Annotated in this window: 12 protein-coding genes and 1 tRNA gene; 7 read left to right on the top strand and 6 right to left on the bottom strand. The window is 70.9% G+C overall.

Annotated elements, in window-relative coordinates; all coding sequences use genetic code 11:
- Positions 1-20: 20 nt before the first annotated feature.
- Positions 21-467, top strand: coding sequence for a deoxycytidylate deaminase (locus OEB99_RS10440; RefSeq protein ID WP_263509987.1), 447 nt, complete (start codon positions 21-23; stop codon positions 465-467).
- Between the two features lie 83 nt (positions 468-550).
- A complete protein-coding gene (gene ppc, locus OEB99_RS10435; protein WP_263509986.1) occupies positions 551-3,379 on the top strand; it encodes a phosphoenolpyruvate carboxylase in 2,829 nt (942 codons plus the stop codon).
- 111 nt (positions 3,380-3,490) lie between these two features.
- Here ppc and OEB99_RS10430 read toward each other — a convergent pair whose 3' ends face one another.
- Positions 3,491-3,748 (bottom strand): hypothetical protein, encoded by a 258-nt coding sequence (locus tag OEB99_RS10430; RefSeq protein ID WP_263509985.1) that lies wholly within the window; start codon positions 3,746-3,748, stop codon positions 3,491-3,493.
- Between the two features lie 204 nt (positions 3,749-3,952).
- Complete coding sequence (locus tag OEB99_RS10425) at positions 3,953-4,600, bottom strand: TetR/AcrR family transcriptional regulator (RefSeq protein WP_263509984.1); 648 nt, start codon at positions 4,598-4,600, stop codon at positions 3,953-3,955.
- 133 nt (positions 4,601-4,733) lie between these two features.
- On the opposite strand from OEB99_RS10425, the gene OEB99_RS10420 reads away from it, so the two are divergent.
- The gene (locus tag OEB99_RS10420; protein ID WP_263509983.1) at positions 4,734-6,653 is read left to right on the top strand and encodes an oxidoreductase; all 1,920 of its coding nucleotides are present in this window, start codon (positions 4,734-4,736) and stop codon (positions 6,651-6,653) included.
- Between the two features lie 444 nt (positions 6,654-7,097).
- On the opposite strand, the gene OEB99_RS10415 is transcribed toward OEB99_RS10420, so the two are convergent.
- A tRNA-Leu gene (locus OEB99_RS10415) sits at positions 7,098-7,171 on the bottom strand.
- A 217-nt stretch (positions 7,172-7,388) separates the two neighbouring features.
- On the opposite strand from OEB99_RS10415, the gene OEB99_RS10410 reads away from it, so the two are divergent.
- From OEB99_RS10410 to OEB99_RS10395, 4 genes are all read left to right on the top strand, one after another.
- Positions 7,389-8,018 (top strand): ANTAR domain-containing response regulator, encoded by a 630-nt coding sequence (locus OEB99_RS10410; RefSeq protein ID WP_263510126.1) that lies wholly within the window; start codon positions 7,389-7,391, stop codon positions 8,016-8,018.
- Positions 8,019-8,233: 215 nt separating this feature from the next.
- Positions 8,234-9,502, top strand: a complete 1,269-nt coding sequence (locus tag OEB99_RS10405; RefSeq protein WP_263509982.1) for an ABC transporter substrate-binding protein — start codon at positions 8,234-8,236, stop codon at positions 9,500-9,502.
- A 151-nt stretch (positions 9,503-9,653) separates the two neighbouring features.
- Positions 9,654-10,253, top strand: a complete 600-nt coding sequence (locus tag OEB99_RS10400) for a DUF2975 domain-containing protein (protein WP_263509981.1) — start codon at positions 9,654-9,656, stop codon at positions 10,251-10,253.
- Positions 10,243-10,512, top strand: coding sequence for a helix-turn-helix domain-containing protein (locus OEB99_RS10395; protein WP_411910685.1), 270 nt, complete (start codon positions 10,243-10,245; stop codon positions 10,510-10,512). The genes OEB99_RS10400 and OEB99_RS10395 overlap by 11 nt, the downstream gene beginning before the upstream one ends.
- 11 nt (positions 10,513-10,523) lie before the next feature.
- On the opposite strand, the gene OEB99_RS10390 is transcribed toward OEB99_RS10395, so the two are convergent.
- Genes OEB99_RS10390 through OEB99_RS10380 form a run of 3 tightly spaced genes read right to left on the bottom strand, consistent with a single transcriptional unit; the run spans position 10,524 to position 13,253 of the window.
- Entirely contained in the window at positions 10,524-11,339 is an 816-nt protein-coding gene (locus OEB99_RS10390; protein WP_263509980.1) for an ABC transporter ATP-binding protein, read from the bottom strand.
- Entirely contained in the window at positions 11,336-12,280 is a 945-nt protein-coding gene (locus OEB99_RS10385; protein WP_263509979.1) for an ABC transporter ATP-binding protein, read from the bottom strand. The genes OEB99_RS10390 and OEB99_RS10385 overlap by 4 nt, the downstream gene beginning before the upstream one ends.
- On the bottom strand, positions 12,270-13,253 hold the full coding sequence (locus OEB99_RS10380) for a branched-chain amino acid ABC transporter permease (RefSeq protein WP_263509978.1): 984 nt from the start codon (positions 13,251-13,253) through the stop codon (positions 12,270-12,272). The genes OEB99_RS10385 and OEB99_RS10380 overlap by 11 nt, the downstream gene beginning before the upstream one ends.
- Positions 13,254-13,263 lie beyond the last annotated feature (10 nt).

The following is a 13,263-nucleotide window of genomic DNA, read 5'->3' as shown; positions in this document are numbered from 1 at the left end:
TTGCCCCTCTTGGAGGACGTGTGAGCCCAGTCGTCCATGGCCCCCCGCGGGCCCGACCGTCATGGGACCAGTGGGGCCTGACGATCGCGACCGCGGTCTCCACCCGCGCCGACTGCACCCGCCGGCTGGTGGGGGCCGTGATGATGTCCCCGGACCACCGGGTCCTCGGCACCGGGTACAACGGCTACCCCCCGGGGCAGCCCGGCTGCCTGACCGATGGCGCGTGCCCCCGCGGGCGGCTCACCTACGACGAGCACCCGACCGGGACCGACTACGTCGGCACCGACACGGGTCGGTGTGAGGCGATCCACGCCGAGGAGAACGTGGTCATGGAAGTAGCCCGGGAGAAGCGTGCCGGTGCGACCGTCTACTGCACCGACGAGCCGTGCTTCAACTGTTTCCGGGTCCTGGCCGGGTCCGGTGTGGCACGGGTCGTGTGGCCGGACGGGGAACGCTCGTTCGGCTGACCCCACCACGCCTGCCTGCCCGGCGGCGTGCCGTCACGGGCCGCGACATGCAGCCTGACGCTTGGGACCTCAGACTGTGCGGCATGCACTCGCGAGCCTCCCAGGAGCCGATCAGCGCCGGTCTTCGGCTGTCCGACGTCGCCCAGTACGCGGGTGGCGTGTCCTCCGACGCCCACCACGCAGCCCTTCGGACCACGGTGAAGCTGCTCGGCCGGCTCCTCGGCGAAGCGCTCATCCGGCACGAGGGAGAAGACCTGCTGGACCTGGTCGAACGCGTGCGCGGCCTGGCGCGCGAGGGCCGGGACGAAGAGCTGCACGACGTCCTGTCCGACGTCGACGACGCAACAGCGGTGCGACTGGCGCGCGCGTTCACCGCCTACTTCCAGCTGGCCAACATCGCCGAGCAGCTCTACCGGTGGCGTGAGCTCGCTGCGGGGGCCGAGGGGCCGCTGGCGACGACCGCAGGCCGGATCGGCACCGCCGTCGCCACGGGGGACCTGGCTGAGGACCTCGTGGACGAGGTCCTCGCCAGGCTGGAGTACCGGCCGGTCTTCACCGCTCACCCGACGGAGGCCAGCCGCCGCTCGGTGCTCGAGCTGCTCCGCAAGATCGCCGACGTGGTTGCCGCACTCGGCGACCCGGTGCGTTCGCCGGCGGACACCCCGCGGCTCGAACGGCGGCTCGCAGAGCTGGTGGACCTGCTGTGGCAGACCGATGAGCTCCGGGTGGTCCGACCCGAGCCGCAGGACGAGGCGAGGACGGCGATCTACTACCTGGAGTCGCTCGCCGCCCACGTCGTCCCGGACCTTCTGCAGGAGCTCGACCGCACGTTGGCCTCCGTGGGCGTCGAGCTGCCGGTCGACGCCCGCCCGCTGCGGTTCGGGAGCTGGGCGGGCGGCGACCGCGACGGCAACCCGTTCGTCACGCCCCAGGTCACTCTCACCGTGCTCGGTCTGCTGCACGACCACGGCCTCAGGACCCTGATCGCAGCGGCGGACGACCTGCTCACCGAGATGAGCGCCTCGACCCGCGTGGTCTCGGTCAGCGAGGACCTGCTGGCCAGCCTCGAGGCGGATGCTGCGGCGCTGCCGAACACGCACGCGCTGGTTCGTCGACTGGACGCCGAGGAGCCGTACCGCCAGAAGCTGTCCTACGTGCGCGTGCGGCTGCAGCGCACCCGCGAGCGGATCGCCAACGGCACCGCGCACGAGCCCGGCCGGGACTACCTGAGGCTGGACGGGCTGCTCGCCGACCTCGTCCTGGTGCGCGACTCGATGATCGCCGGCGGAGACCAGCTCACGGCCGACGGCGCGATCCTCCGGATGATCCGCACCGCCACGGCGATCGGCTTCGGTCTGGCGACGCTGGACATCCGTGAGCACAGCCAGCGGCACCACGACGCGCTGGGCGTCCTCTACGACCGGCTGGGCGAGCTCGACACCCCCTACGCCGACCTCGAACGCGCCGACCGGGTCGCTCTGCTGCGCGCCGAGCTCGCGTCCCGGCGTCCGCTGCTCGGTGGCGCCCGCGTCGAGCTGCCCGGGGCGGCGACGGCGAGCCTGGAGCTGTTCGCCGCGATCCGTGAGGCGCTCGACCGGTTCGGCGAGGAGGTGATCGAGACCTACATCGTGTCCATGACCCACGACGTGGACGACATCTTCGCCGTGGTCGTGCTCGCCCGCGAGGCCGGCCTGCTCGACCTCGGTACCGAGGAGCGACCCGCGACGGCGCGGATCGGCTTCGCGCCGCTGTTCGAGACCGTGGCCGATCTGGAGAGTGGCGCCGAGTTCATGGACGCGATGCTCTCGGAGCCGGCGTACCGGCGGCTGGTGGCTGCCCGCGGGAACGTGCAGGAGATCATGCTGGGCTACTCCGACTCCTCGAAGGATGCCGGCATCGCCGCCTCGCAGTGGCAGATCCATCGCGCGCAACGGGCGCTGCGGGACGTCGCCGCCCGGCACGGGGTCATGCTGCGGCTCTTCCACGGCCGGGGCGGGTCCGTCGGGCGCGGCGGCGGTCCGACCGGCGAGGCGATCATGGCCCAGCCGAACGGCAGCCTGGACGGGCCGATCAAGATCACCGAGCAGGGCGAGGTGATCTCCGACAAGTACACGCTGCCGGGTCTGGGGCGCTGGAACCTCGAGAACGCGCTCGCAGCGACGCTGGAGGCGTCGGTGCTGCACCGCCGGCCGGCGCTCGCGCCGCAGGTGCTCGCCGGCTGGGACGAGACCATGGACCTGGTGGCCGCGGCGGGCAAGTCGGCCTACCGCGAGCTGGTCGGCGACCCGGCCCTCGTGCAGTTCTTCGTCTCCGCCACGCCGGTGGAGGAGCTGGGCAAGATGAACATCGGCTCACGGCCCTCGAAGCGCCCGGGCGGCGACGGGGACCTGAGCGACCTGCGCGCCATCCCCTGGGTCTTCGGCTGGACGCAGGCGCGGATCATCCTGCCCGGCTGGTACGGCGTCGGGTCGGGCCTCGCGGCGGCGCGCGAGGCGGGCTGGGGCGACACGCTGGCCGAGATGTACGGCACCTGGCCGTTCTTCCGGACCTTCGTGTCCAACGTGCAGATGACGCTGACCAAGACCGACCTCGACCTCGCCGACCGCTACGTGCGCGAGCTGGTGCCCGCGGACGCCGCGCCGCTCTTCGAGCGGATCCGCACCGAGCACGCCCGCACGGTGGCCGAGGTGCTCGCGGTCACCGGCCAGAACGAGCTGCTGGAGTCGGCGCCGCTGCTGCGTCACACGCTCGCGATCCGGGAGGACTACCTGCTGCCGTTGCACGCCCTGCAGGTCTCGTTGCTCGGGCGCTCGCGCGCCCAGCAGGAGGAAGCCGCGCCGGACAGCGACCTGCAGCGCGCGTTGCTGCTCACCATCAACGGGATCGCGGCCGGTCTGCGCAACACCGGCTGACGGGGCGCGTGGGACGAAAGCACCCGGGCACAGCCGAACCTCGGCGGCGGCGGTGGGCACCACGGTGGTCCGACGGTGTGCTGTGCGCGGGCAGGCGAGGGCAGCAGCGACTCAGGTCACGCTCGCGAGCGCCAGGACGCCGACGCCGAGCGCGGCCAGCGCGCCGAGCACGACCCCTACGGCGGCCGGGGCGGAGCGTGGTGACCGTCCCGACTCGTACTGCCGCAGTCCGATGGCGCCGAGGGCCATCGCGGCGATCGACGCGGCCAGGGCGATGAAGTCCCCGATGCCGGGGACGAAGAGGCCGAGTACGGCCGTGATCCCCGCCGCCAGAGCGTGATCTCCGGAGCGTCCACCCGCAGGTGCCATTCCCGTTGCCAGGTGAGTCCCCCTTCGGGTTGCGCGGATGCCGTTCGACGATGGTGCGGGCTCGAGGCGCCCGTCGCCACCCCGGGACCGGGTTGGCCCCGCGGGGACCAGGTCAGGTCCCCGAGCAACGCCCAGCGCCCACCATGCCGGCGAGACCGGCGATGCCGGCTGGCCCGCAGCCCTCCACCGGACGTCCGCGGTGTGTCAGTCGGTCACGACGGGATCGAGCCCGACCCGCACCAGGGTGTGGCCGGCTCGGAGCAGGGCCTCGGACACGCCCCACCCGGTGGCTCCGTCGCCGGCCACCATCGCCCCGTCGCGAAGCATGATCAGTGCGACGGCGACCGCCTGCGGCTCGCGGACCCCGAGCTCGGCCAACAGCTCGGCCGCGGTGTCCCGGAGCCACGCGCGGTGCAGGCCGACGGCCGACCGGACCGCGTTGCTGAGGTCGGGGTACTCGGCGGTCGCGTTGACGAACGGGCAGCCGCGGAAGCTGGGGCTGCTGACCTCGGCGATCAGCGCCCGGGCGTAGGCGAGGAGGACCCGTCCGGGTTCGTCGGGGTACTGCGCGCGCCACTGGGAGACGGCCGCGCGCTCGCCCTCGACGATCGCCAGGAGGTAGGAGGTGACCAGGTGGTCCTTGGTGGGGAAGTGGCGGTAGAAGGTGGCCTTGGTGACCTCAGCTGCCTCGATGATCACGTCGGCGCTGACCGCGCGGATGCCCTGGCCGTAGAACAGGGGCGTGGCGACGTCGAGGATGCGCCGGGCGACGGGTGACTGCCCTCCGTCGCGCGCCGGCCGACCGACGACGAACGTCGGTGCCTCGTCGACGGCCTGGTCGGGCCGGGCCATCTGTTCCCTCCTCCGTCGAGTGTCGCCACCGTACCGGTGCCCGATCGTACGCATGCCTTTGGTCCCACGGTAGACAGACGAGTCCGTCTACCGTTCGCAGCGGACCATCACTGCGACCACGAGGGACTCACCGATGTCGACCTTCCAGCACGTCCTCAGCCCGGCCGTCGTCGGCGGGCTCGAGCTCAAGAACCGCGTGATCATGCCGCCGATGGGCACCGCGATGTCCACGCCGGAGGGCTTCTTCTCCGAGCGCCAGGCCGCGTACTACGCAGAGCGCGCCCGTGGCGGTGTCGCCCTCGTCGTGACGGAGCTCACCAGCACCTGCACGACCTACGAGAACATGGGTGGGCTCGCGCGGATGGACGCCGACGAGTGCATCCCGGGTCTCGCCCAGGTCGCCGACGCCGTTCACGCCGTCGGCGGGCTGCTGGCGGTCCAGCTCACCCCGGGGCAGGGCCGGAACAACCCGGCCTTCACGCCGGAGACCCCGCCCGTCTCGGCGTCGGACAACCCGAGCTACTGGAACCCCGCCGTGCTGTGCCGGCCGCTGGAGACGGAGGAGGTTCGCGCGATCGTCCGCAGCGTCGGCGAGGCCGCAGCGCGGTGCGCGGCCGCCGGCGCCGACTGGATCGACGTGCACGGGCACACCGGATACCTGCTCGACCAGTTCCTCGGGCGGCAGTGGAACCGCCGGACGGACGAGTACGGCGGTTCGGTGGAGAACCGCACCCGCTTCGCCACCGAGATCATCCAGGCGGTCAAGGCCGCGGCCCCCGGCCTCCCGGTGAGCTTCCGCCTGTCGGTGCTCAACCACGTGTCCGGCGGACGCGACGTGGCCGAGGCCCAGCAGATCGCGCTGCTCCTGCAGGAGGCCGGGCTCGACCTGCTGATGGCGGACGACGGCTCGTACGACGCCATGGACTGGGTCTTCCCGCCGTACTACCTCGGCGACGACTGCATGGTCCCGTCCGCCCGCGCCATGAAGGAGGTCCTCTCGATCCCGGTCATGGCGGTGGGCAACCTCACCCCCGAGTCGGCCGAGGCCGTCCTCGCAGCGGGTGACGCCGACTTCGTGGGCGTCGGGCGCGGGCACATCGCCGACCCCGCCTGGGTGGGCAAGCTCGCGTCCGGCAGCCGCGCCGACATCCGGCCGTGCATCCGCTGCAACCAGATGTGCATCGGGAACGTGTTCGCCGGCGGGAGCCTGGGGTGCGCCGTCAACCCCGAGGCTGGCAACGAGCTGACCCTGTCGATCGAGCGGGCCCCGGCGAGCAAGCGCGTGGTCGTCGTCGGTGCCGGCCCGGCCGGGCTCGAGGCGGCGCGAGTCGCCGGGCTCCGCGGGCACACGGTCGACGTGTACGAGCAGGCGGACCACATCGGGGGAGTCCTCTGGCCGGCCGCGAGCCCGGACTTCAAGCGGGAGCTGCGGGGGATGGTCGGCTGGTGGGAGGGGCAGCTCGCCGGCCTTCCCGTGACCGTGCACACCGGTACCCGGATCGACGCCTCGTCGCCCGAGCTCGACGGCGCCGACGACATCGTCGTCGCGACCGGCTCGCTCCCGCTGGAGCCCCGCATCCCGGGCATCGACGGGCCGAACGTCGTCGACGTCCTGGCGGCGCACCAGGGTGCGACCCTGGGCCATCGGGTCGTCGTCGCGGGCGGCGGCCTCTCGGGTGCCGACCTGGCCCTGGAGCTGGCGCACGACGGCCACGACGTGACCCTCGTGGAGATGGCTGACGACATCGCCCAGGACATGCTCTTCCTCAATCGGCTCCCGCTGCTCCGCCAGCTCGCCGAGGCGGACGTGCGGCTCCTCACGCAGCACAAGGTCACAGCGGTCGACGCCTCCGGGGTGACCGTCGTGGGGCCCGACGGTCCGGTTGCGGTCGAGGCGGACACGGTCGTCGCGGCGTTCGGCGTGCGCCCGGCGACGAGCCTGGTCGATGCCCTGGCCGGACGATCCGGCGTGCACCCGGTCGGCGACTGCGTCACGCCCGCCAAGGTGGGGGAGGCAGTGAACGCGGGCTACCGCGTCGCCGTCGACCTCTAGTTGCGGGGGCGCCCTCGGCCACCGAGGGCGAACAACGGCGACCGGGTGAGGCCTCCGACTGGGTGCGAGTCGCGCCCGTCGGAGGCCTCGCTCGGATCGCGTGCCGGGTGACATGCCCGGGCCACGCGTCGCGATTGAGCAAGTCGAGGTGCTCGGCGACGACCTCGCGCACCGTGCGGCCGCCCTGCCGGATCGCGTTCGCCATTTCGACGGCCAGCGACAGCCGTTGCCCGTTCGCATCCGGCAGCTTCACGGTTTGCTCCGCTTGGCGCCGGTCGTCGAACGTCATCGCCTGCCGGCCGGGCTGCATGGGGTCGCGCCGGACCACCCGGTGGGCAGTCGTACCGTCCCCGCGGAGGCCCTTCTCGATGCTCGTCACCCCGTCATCGGGCCGCATCTGTCCCCAGGTGAGGACAATCGCTGCGGTTCCACAGGTCAAGTCGGTGCCCCGAGTGGGATTCGAACCCACACTGGATCGGGTTTGAGCCGAACGCCTCTGCCAGTTGGGCTATCGGGGCAACCTGTCCGACCTCCGTCCCGACGTCGCGGGGCGACGCGGCTCGGCGGCCGCGGGCCCCTGACGGGGAACGTTGGTCGGACCGGTCTAGGCTAGCGCCCGTGACGACGAAGGAACCCGCAGCCAAGAAGCCGGCCGCCAAGACCCCGGCCAAGACCCCCGCCGAGGCGAAGGCCACCGAGCCGGACACGGCCACCGAGCCCGAGACCGTGGCGCCCGTGGAGCTGCCGACGGCGGCCGACGTCGAGCCGGAGCCCGCTCCCGCGCCCGGCACCAAGCGTCGCGCAGTCGTGGCCGAGGACGAGGCCCTGATCCGGATGGACGTCGTCGAGACGCTCCGCGAGGCGGGCTTCGACGTCGTCGGTGAGGCGGCGAACGGCGAGGAGGCCGTCGCCCTGGCCACGGACCTTCGCCCGGACGTCGTCGTGATGGACGTCAAGATGCCGGTGATGGACGGCATCACGGCCGCGGAGCGGATCGCCAAGGAGCACGCCGCGCCGGTGGTGCTGCTGACCGCCTTCTCGCAGGCCGAGCTGGTCGAGCGGGCACGTGACGCGGGCGCGATGGCGTACGTGATCAAGCCGTTCACGCCCGCTGACCTCCTGCCGGCCGTGGAGATCGCGATCTCCCGGTACCGCCAGATCCTCGCCCTCGAGGACGAGATCGCGGACCTGGGGGAGCGGTTCGAGACCCGCAAGCGGGTCGACCGCGCCAAGGGTCTGCTCATGACGAAGATGGGCCTGTCGGAGCCGGAGGCGTTCCGCTGGATCCAGAAGACCTCGATGGACCGTCGCCTGACGATGCGCGAGGTCGCCGACGCCGTCATCGACCAGGTCGGCGGGGCCTGACCCGCACCTCATCGCAGTACTCCTCCGGGGCCGTGGATTATCCACGGCCCCGGAGTGCGTGAGAGTCCGGTGAAAACCGGATCACGAAACGACAACTTCCTCATTGTGATACACCGCATGTCACACTCCGGACACATGCGGGGTCTAGCGTGCGCTGCACGACAACCCCGGGCGGCGACGTCCCGGGACCCGTGATCACCAGAGGGGTGCCACGTATGAAGACCACGACCACGGTGCGCGCCGCGGCCCTGTTGGGTGCCGCAGCGCTCGCTCTGACCGCCTGCTCGAGCAGCGGCGGCTCCGACGGCGAGAGCAGCAGCTCGGACAGCAGCGGCGGCGGTACCGCCTCGCCGCTCGTCATCGGCTCGTTGCTCCCGCAGACGGGTTCGCTCGCCTTCCTCGGCCCGCCCGAGATCGCGGGTGTCGACCTGGCCATCCAGGAGATCAACGACGCCGGTGGTGTGCTCGGTAGCGAGGTCACCCACGAGGCCGCGGACTCCTCCGACGCCGACCACGCCGATGTCGCCCCCCAGTCGTGGTCCGACCTGCAGTCGAAGGGTGTCTCGGCGGTCATCGGCGCCGCGTCGTCCTCGGTCACCAAGCTGGTCGTCGACGACATCACCAACGCCAAGGTCGTCATGGTCTCCCCGGCCAACACGGCGACCTCGCTGTCCGGCTACAGCCCGTTCTACTTCCGCACCGCGCCGCCGGACACCGTCCAGGGCTCGGCGCTCGGCAACCTGATCGTTGCTGACGGCGTGTCCGACCTGGGCATCCTGGTCTTCAACGAGGAGTACGGCACGTCTCTGCGTGACGTCATCTCCTCGACGGTCGAGAGCCAGGGCGGCACGATCACCTACGGCAAGGCGGGCGAGGAGTTCGACCCGACCGCTCAGTCGTTCGCGGACGCCGTGACGAGCATCCTCGCCACGAACCCCCAGGCGATCGCGCTCATCGCGTTCGACCAGACCAAGTCGATCGTCCCCGAGCTCGTCGCGCAGGGCTTCACCGGCCGCCTGTACATGGTCGACGGCAACACCGCCGACTACTCGGCCGACTTCGACGCCGGCACGCTTGCCGCGTGGAACACGCAGGGCACCATCCCGGGTGCGTACCCGGATGACGCCTTCAAGGAGCGCCTGCTGGGTGTGAACCCGGACCTCGAGGACTACTCCTACGCGGCCGAGTCCTACGACGCGACCATCCTCGTGGCCCTGGCGGCCGTGGCGGGCGGCGCGACCGACGGTGAGACCATCCAGGCCAACATGGCTGCGGTCTCCGGTGCGGACGGTGGCACCGAGTGCACCGGCTTCTCCGAGTGCGCCGACCTGCTTGCCAGCGGCGAGGCGATCAACTACCAGCCGGTCTCCGGCGCCGGTCCGTTCAACGCGGACAACGACCCGTCGTCGGCCTTCATCGGCATCTACCAGTACAACGACGACAACACCTACACCTGGGTGAAGGCGGTCGAGGGCGAGGCCTGAGCCTCACTCTGACGAACGAGGCCCCGTCGGCTCCGGCCGGCGGGGCCTCGTCGTGCCTGCGGTCCGCCGCGCCCCGCTCGACAACGTTCGCTTCCGCCGATCCGTGTATCGTTCTTCGATAACATCGACTAGCGATATGGGGGCGGTCGTGATGTCACGTCGGAAGCGCGGACCTTGGGCGACCCGACTCGGGGTGGGGCTGGCGTCGATCGTCGGCAGCTTCGCGGTGGTCGCGAACCTGGCAACTGCGGTCGCGGTGCTGACCGGGCGATTCCTGATCGTCTCGGGCGGCGCGGACCCAGGCCTGACCCTGGAGCAGCTGCCGCAGCTGATCCAAGCCGACGAGCGGCCGGGTCACACCTTCACGGTGGCTGACCTCGCGCCTCAGCTGCGAGTGCTTTGTGCAGGACCATCGATCGTGGCGGCCGCGACGATCCTGGCCGCCGTCCTCCTACTCATCCGAGCGCTCGACGAGATCGCGGCCGGCCGCGCCTTCGAACCGCCGTCACGACGCCTCCTCGGCTGGCTCAGCGCCGTCCTGATCGGCGGGGGGATCCTCCAAGGCCTCCTCGACACCGCCGCCATCGCCGCACTCGTCGCCTCGGTGGACTACGAGGCGATCGAGGGTCTCGGGACGAACGTGCCGAGGTGGCCCTGGACGCTCATCGTGGTCGGCGTCGTGGTCTCCGCGCTCAGCCTGGCGTTCGCTGAGGGAGCGCGGCTGAAGGAGGACGTGGCCGGTGTCGTCTGAACCGCCAGGCAGCGCCGAGGACGGCCGTCCGAACCGGGTGCGCTGTCGCCTCGACGCGGTGCTCCAGGCGCGCGGCATGACCCTGACCGAGCTCTCCGCGATCACCGGGCTGACGATGGCCAACCTGTCGATCCTCAAGACCAACAAGGCGCGCGCCGTCCGCTTCACCACGCTCACCGCGCTGTGCGACGCCCTGGACACGACACCGGGTGAGCTGTTCGACGTGGCCGCCGAGAGCCAGCCGCCCGACCGCCCCTGAGCGGCTACGCGTCAGGCGTGCTTCGGCCCCTGGCCCTTCCGCTCCGCATCGGCCGCCTCGACGTCCGTCGCGAGCGTGCCGAGGTAGAGCTCGATGACCTTCGGGTCGTTCATCAGCTCGCGCCCGGGGCCCGAGTAGGCGTTCGCACCCTGGTCGAGCACGTACGCACGGTCGCAGATCTGCAGAGCACGGCGGGCGTTCTGCTCGACGATGACGATCGACACACCGGCCTTGTTGATCTTCCGGGTACGGATGAACGTCTCGTCCTGGCGCACGGGGGACAGGCCCGCGGACGGCTCGTCGAGCAGCAGAACCTTGGGGTCCATCATCAGCGCGCGTGCCATGGCGACCATCTGCCGCTCACCACCGGACAGCGAGCCGGCACGCTGCTTGCGGCGGTCGCCCAGGGTCGGGAACAGGTCGACGATCCGCTCGAACCGCTCGCCGAACCGCTTGGCGTCCTGGAAGATCCCCATCTGCATGTTCTCCTCGATGGTCAGCGAGGGGAACACGTTGTTGGTCTGCGGCACGAAGCCCACACCGCGGTGGACGAGCTTGTCCGCGCGCAGGTTGGTGATCTCGTCGCCGCGCAGCGTGACCTTCCCGGCGCGGATCGGCACCAGGCCGAACAGCGCCTTGAGCAGCGTCGACTTCCCGGCGCCGTTCGGGCCGATGATGCCGACGAGCTCACCGGGGTGCAGCACGAGGTTGCAGCCGTTGAGGATGTCGACGCCCGGCAGGTAGCCGGCGTACAGGTCGTCGGCCGCGAGGAGCGGCTCGCCCTCGGGCGCGCCCTTGTGGACCTGGGTCTCCGCAGTCGTGGTCATTCGCCGTCCTCCGCCCGGGAGTGCTCCTCGGCCTCGGCCTCTTCCTCGAGCTGGTCGATCACGTCGTCGTCCAGCAGCGAGTCGTCACCGAGATCGGTGTCGTGGTGTGCGCCGAGGTAGGCGTCCACGACGGCCTGGTCCTGCATGATCGTCGTCGGCGGGCCCTCGGCCACCACGCGACCCTCCGCCATGACGACGACCCAGTCGGAGATGTGCCGCACCATGTGCATGTCGTGCTCGACGAAGAGCACGGTCATGCCCTCGTCCCGCAGGCCCTCGATGTGCCCGAGGAGCGACTGGGTCAGCGCCGGGTTCACGCCGGCCATCGGCTCGTCGAGCATCACCGTCGTCGGGTTGGTCATCAGCGCGCGCGCCATCTCGAGGAGCTTGCGCTGGCCGCCCGAAAGGCTGCCGGCGAAGTCGTCCTTCTTGGTGTCGAGCTTGAACCGGGCGAGCAGCTCGAGCGCCTGCTCGGTGATGTCGTCCTCGCGGCCCTTCCAGGCCGGCGGGAACAGGCTGGTGAGCATGTTCTCGCCCGGCTGCCCGGTCGCGCCGAGCCGCATGTTCTCCAGGACCGTCATCCGGGAGAGGGCCTTGGTGAGCTGGAACGTGCGCACCATGCCCGACCGGGCGACCTTCGCCGCCGACATCCGGGACAGCGGTGTGCCCTCGAACGACCACTCGCCGCTGTTCGGCCGGTCGAAGCCGGTGAGCAGGTTGAACAGCGTGGTCTTGCCGGCACCGTTCGGGCCGATCAGGGCGGTGATCGCGCCGCGCTGGATCTCCAGGTGGTGCACGTCGACCGCGGTCATGCCGCCGAAGCGGCGGGTGACGTGGTCGGCCACGATGATCGGGTCCGGCTTGGTCGATCCCGGCTTGTGCGGGACGTGCGCGAGGTCGCGGGCGATCTGCTCCTTGCGTGTGAGCGTGCTAGCGGCCATCGATCGCCACCTCCTTCGGATCGCCGAGGATGCCTTGTGGTCGGAAGATCACCAGCACCATCAGGGTGACGCCCACGAGCACCCAGGAGAACGCCTCGGCCTGGGTGCTGGTGATGACGTCCCACGGCATGTCACGCAGCACGGACTTGATGAGCATCAGGACCGCCCACATGATCAGCGAGCCGAGCACCGGCCCGAAGACCGTCGCGGCACCGCCGAGCAGCAGGATCGTCCAGACGTTGAACGTCAGTGTGCGTCCCAGTGCGTCGGCCTGCACGGCGGAGGGGAGGACGTAGATCATGCCGCCGAGGGCACCGAACAGACCGCCGAGCACGAGCGCCTGCATCTTGTAGCTGTAGACGTTCTTGCCGAGCGAGCGGACGGCGTCCTCGTCCTCGCGGATGCCCTTGAGGACGCGACCCCACGGGCTCTTCATCCAGCGCCAGACGAGCACCACGGCGATCGCGACGAGGCTCCAGCCCACGATCCGCAGCCACCAGCTGTTCGACAGACAGTTCGAGTACTGGAACGGGCCTAGTGCCCAGGAGCCCTCCGGTAGCGGACACAGGTTCTGGAACGACCCCTTGAAGTCGTTGCCGGAGATGCCCGCGTTGCCGCCGGTGAGCCAGGTCAGCGACGACGATCGCACGGTATATCGGGCGATCTCCGCGGCCGCGATCGTCACGATGGCGAGGTAGTCGCCGCGCAGCTGCAGGGTGGGGATACCGAGGATGATCGCGAAGATCGCGGCGGCGATCAGACCGGCGAGCACGGCCGCCCAGACGGGCCAGCCGTTCATGGTCGCGATCGCGAAGCCGTAGGCACCCATGAGCATGAAGCCGGCCTGGCCCATGTTGATCAGGCCGGTCATGCCGAAGTGAACGTTGAGGCCGATCGCGGCGAGCGCGTAGGCGGCGGTCGCAGGGGCGAAGAGCTCGCCTGCGACGTTCGTGAGGATCCGAGTCCAGTCCACGTCCGTGTCC

The organism is Actinotalea endophytica (assembly GCF_025717005.1).
Lineage (GTDB): Bacteria > Actinomycetota > Actinomycetes > Actinomycetales > Cellulomonadaceae > Actinotalea.
The sequence above is the reverse complement of the archived record's forward strand: the minus strand, read 5'-3'. Positions and strand labels throughout refer to the sequence as shown.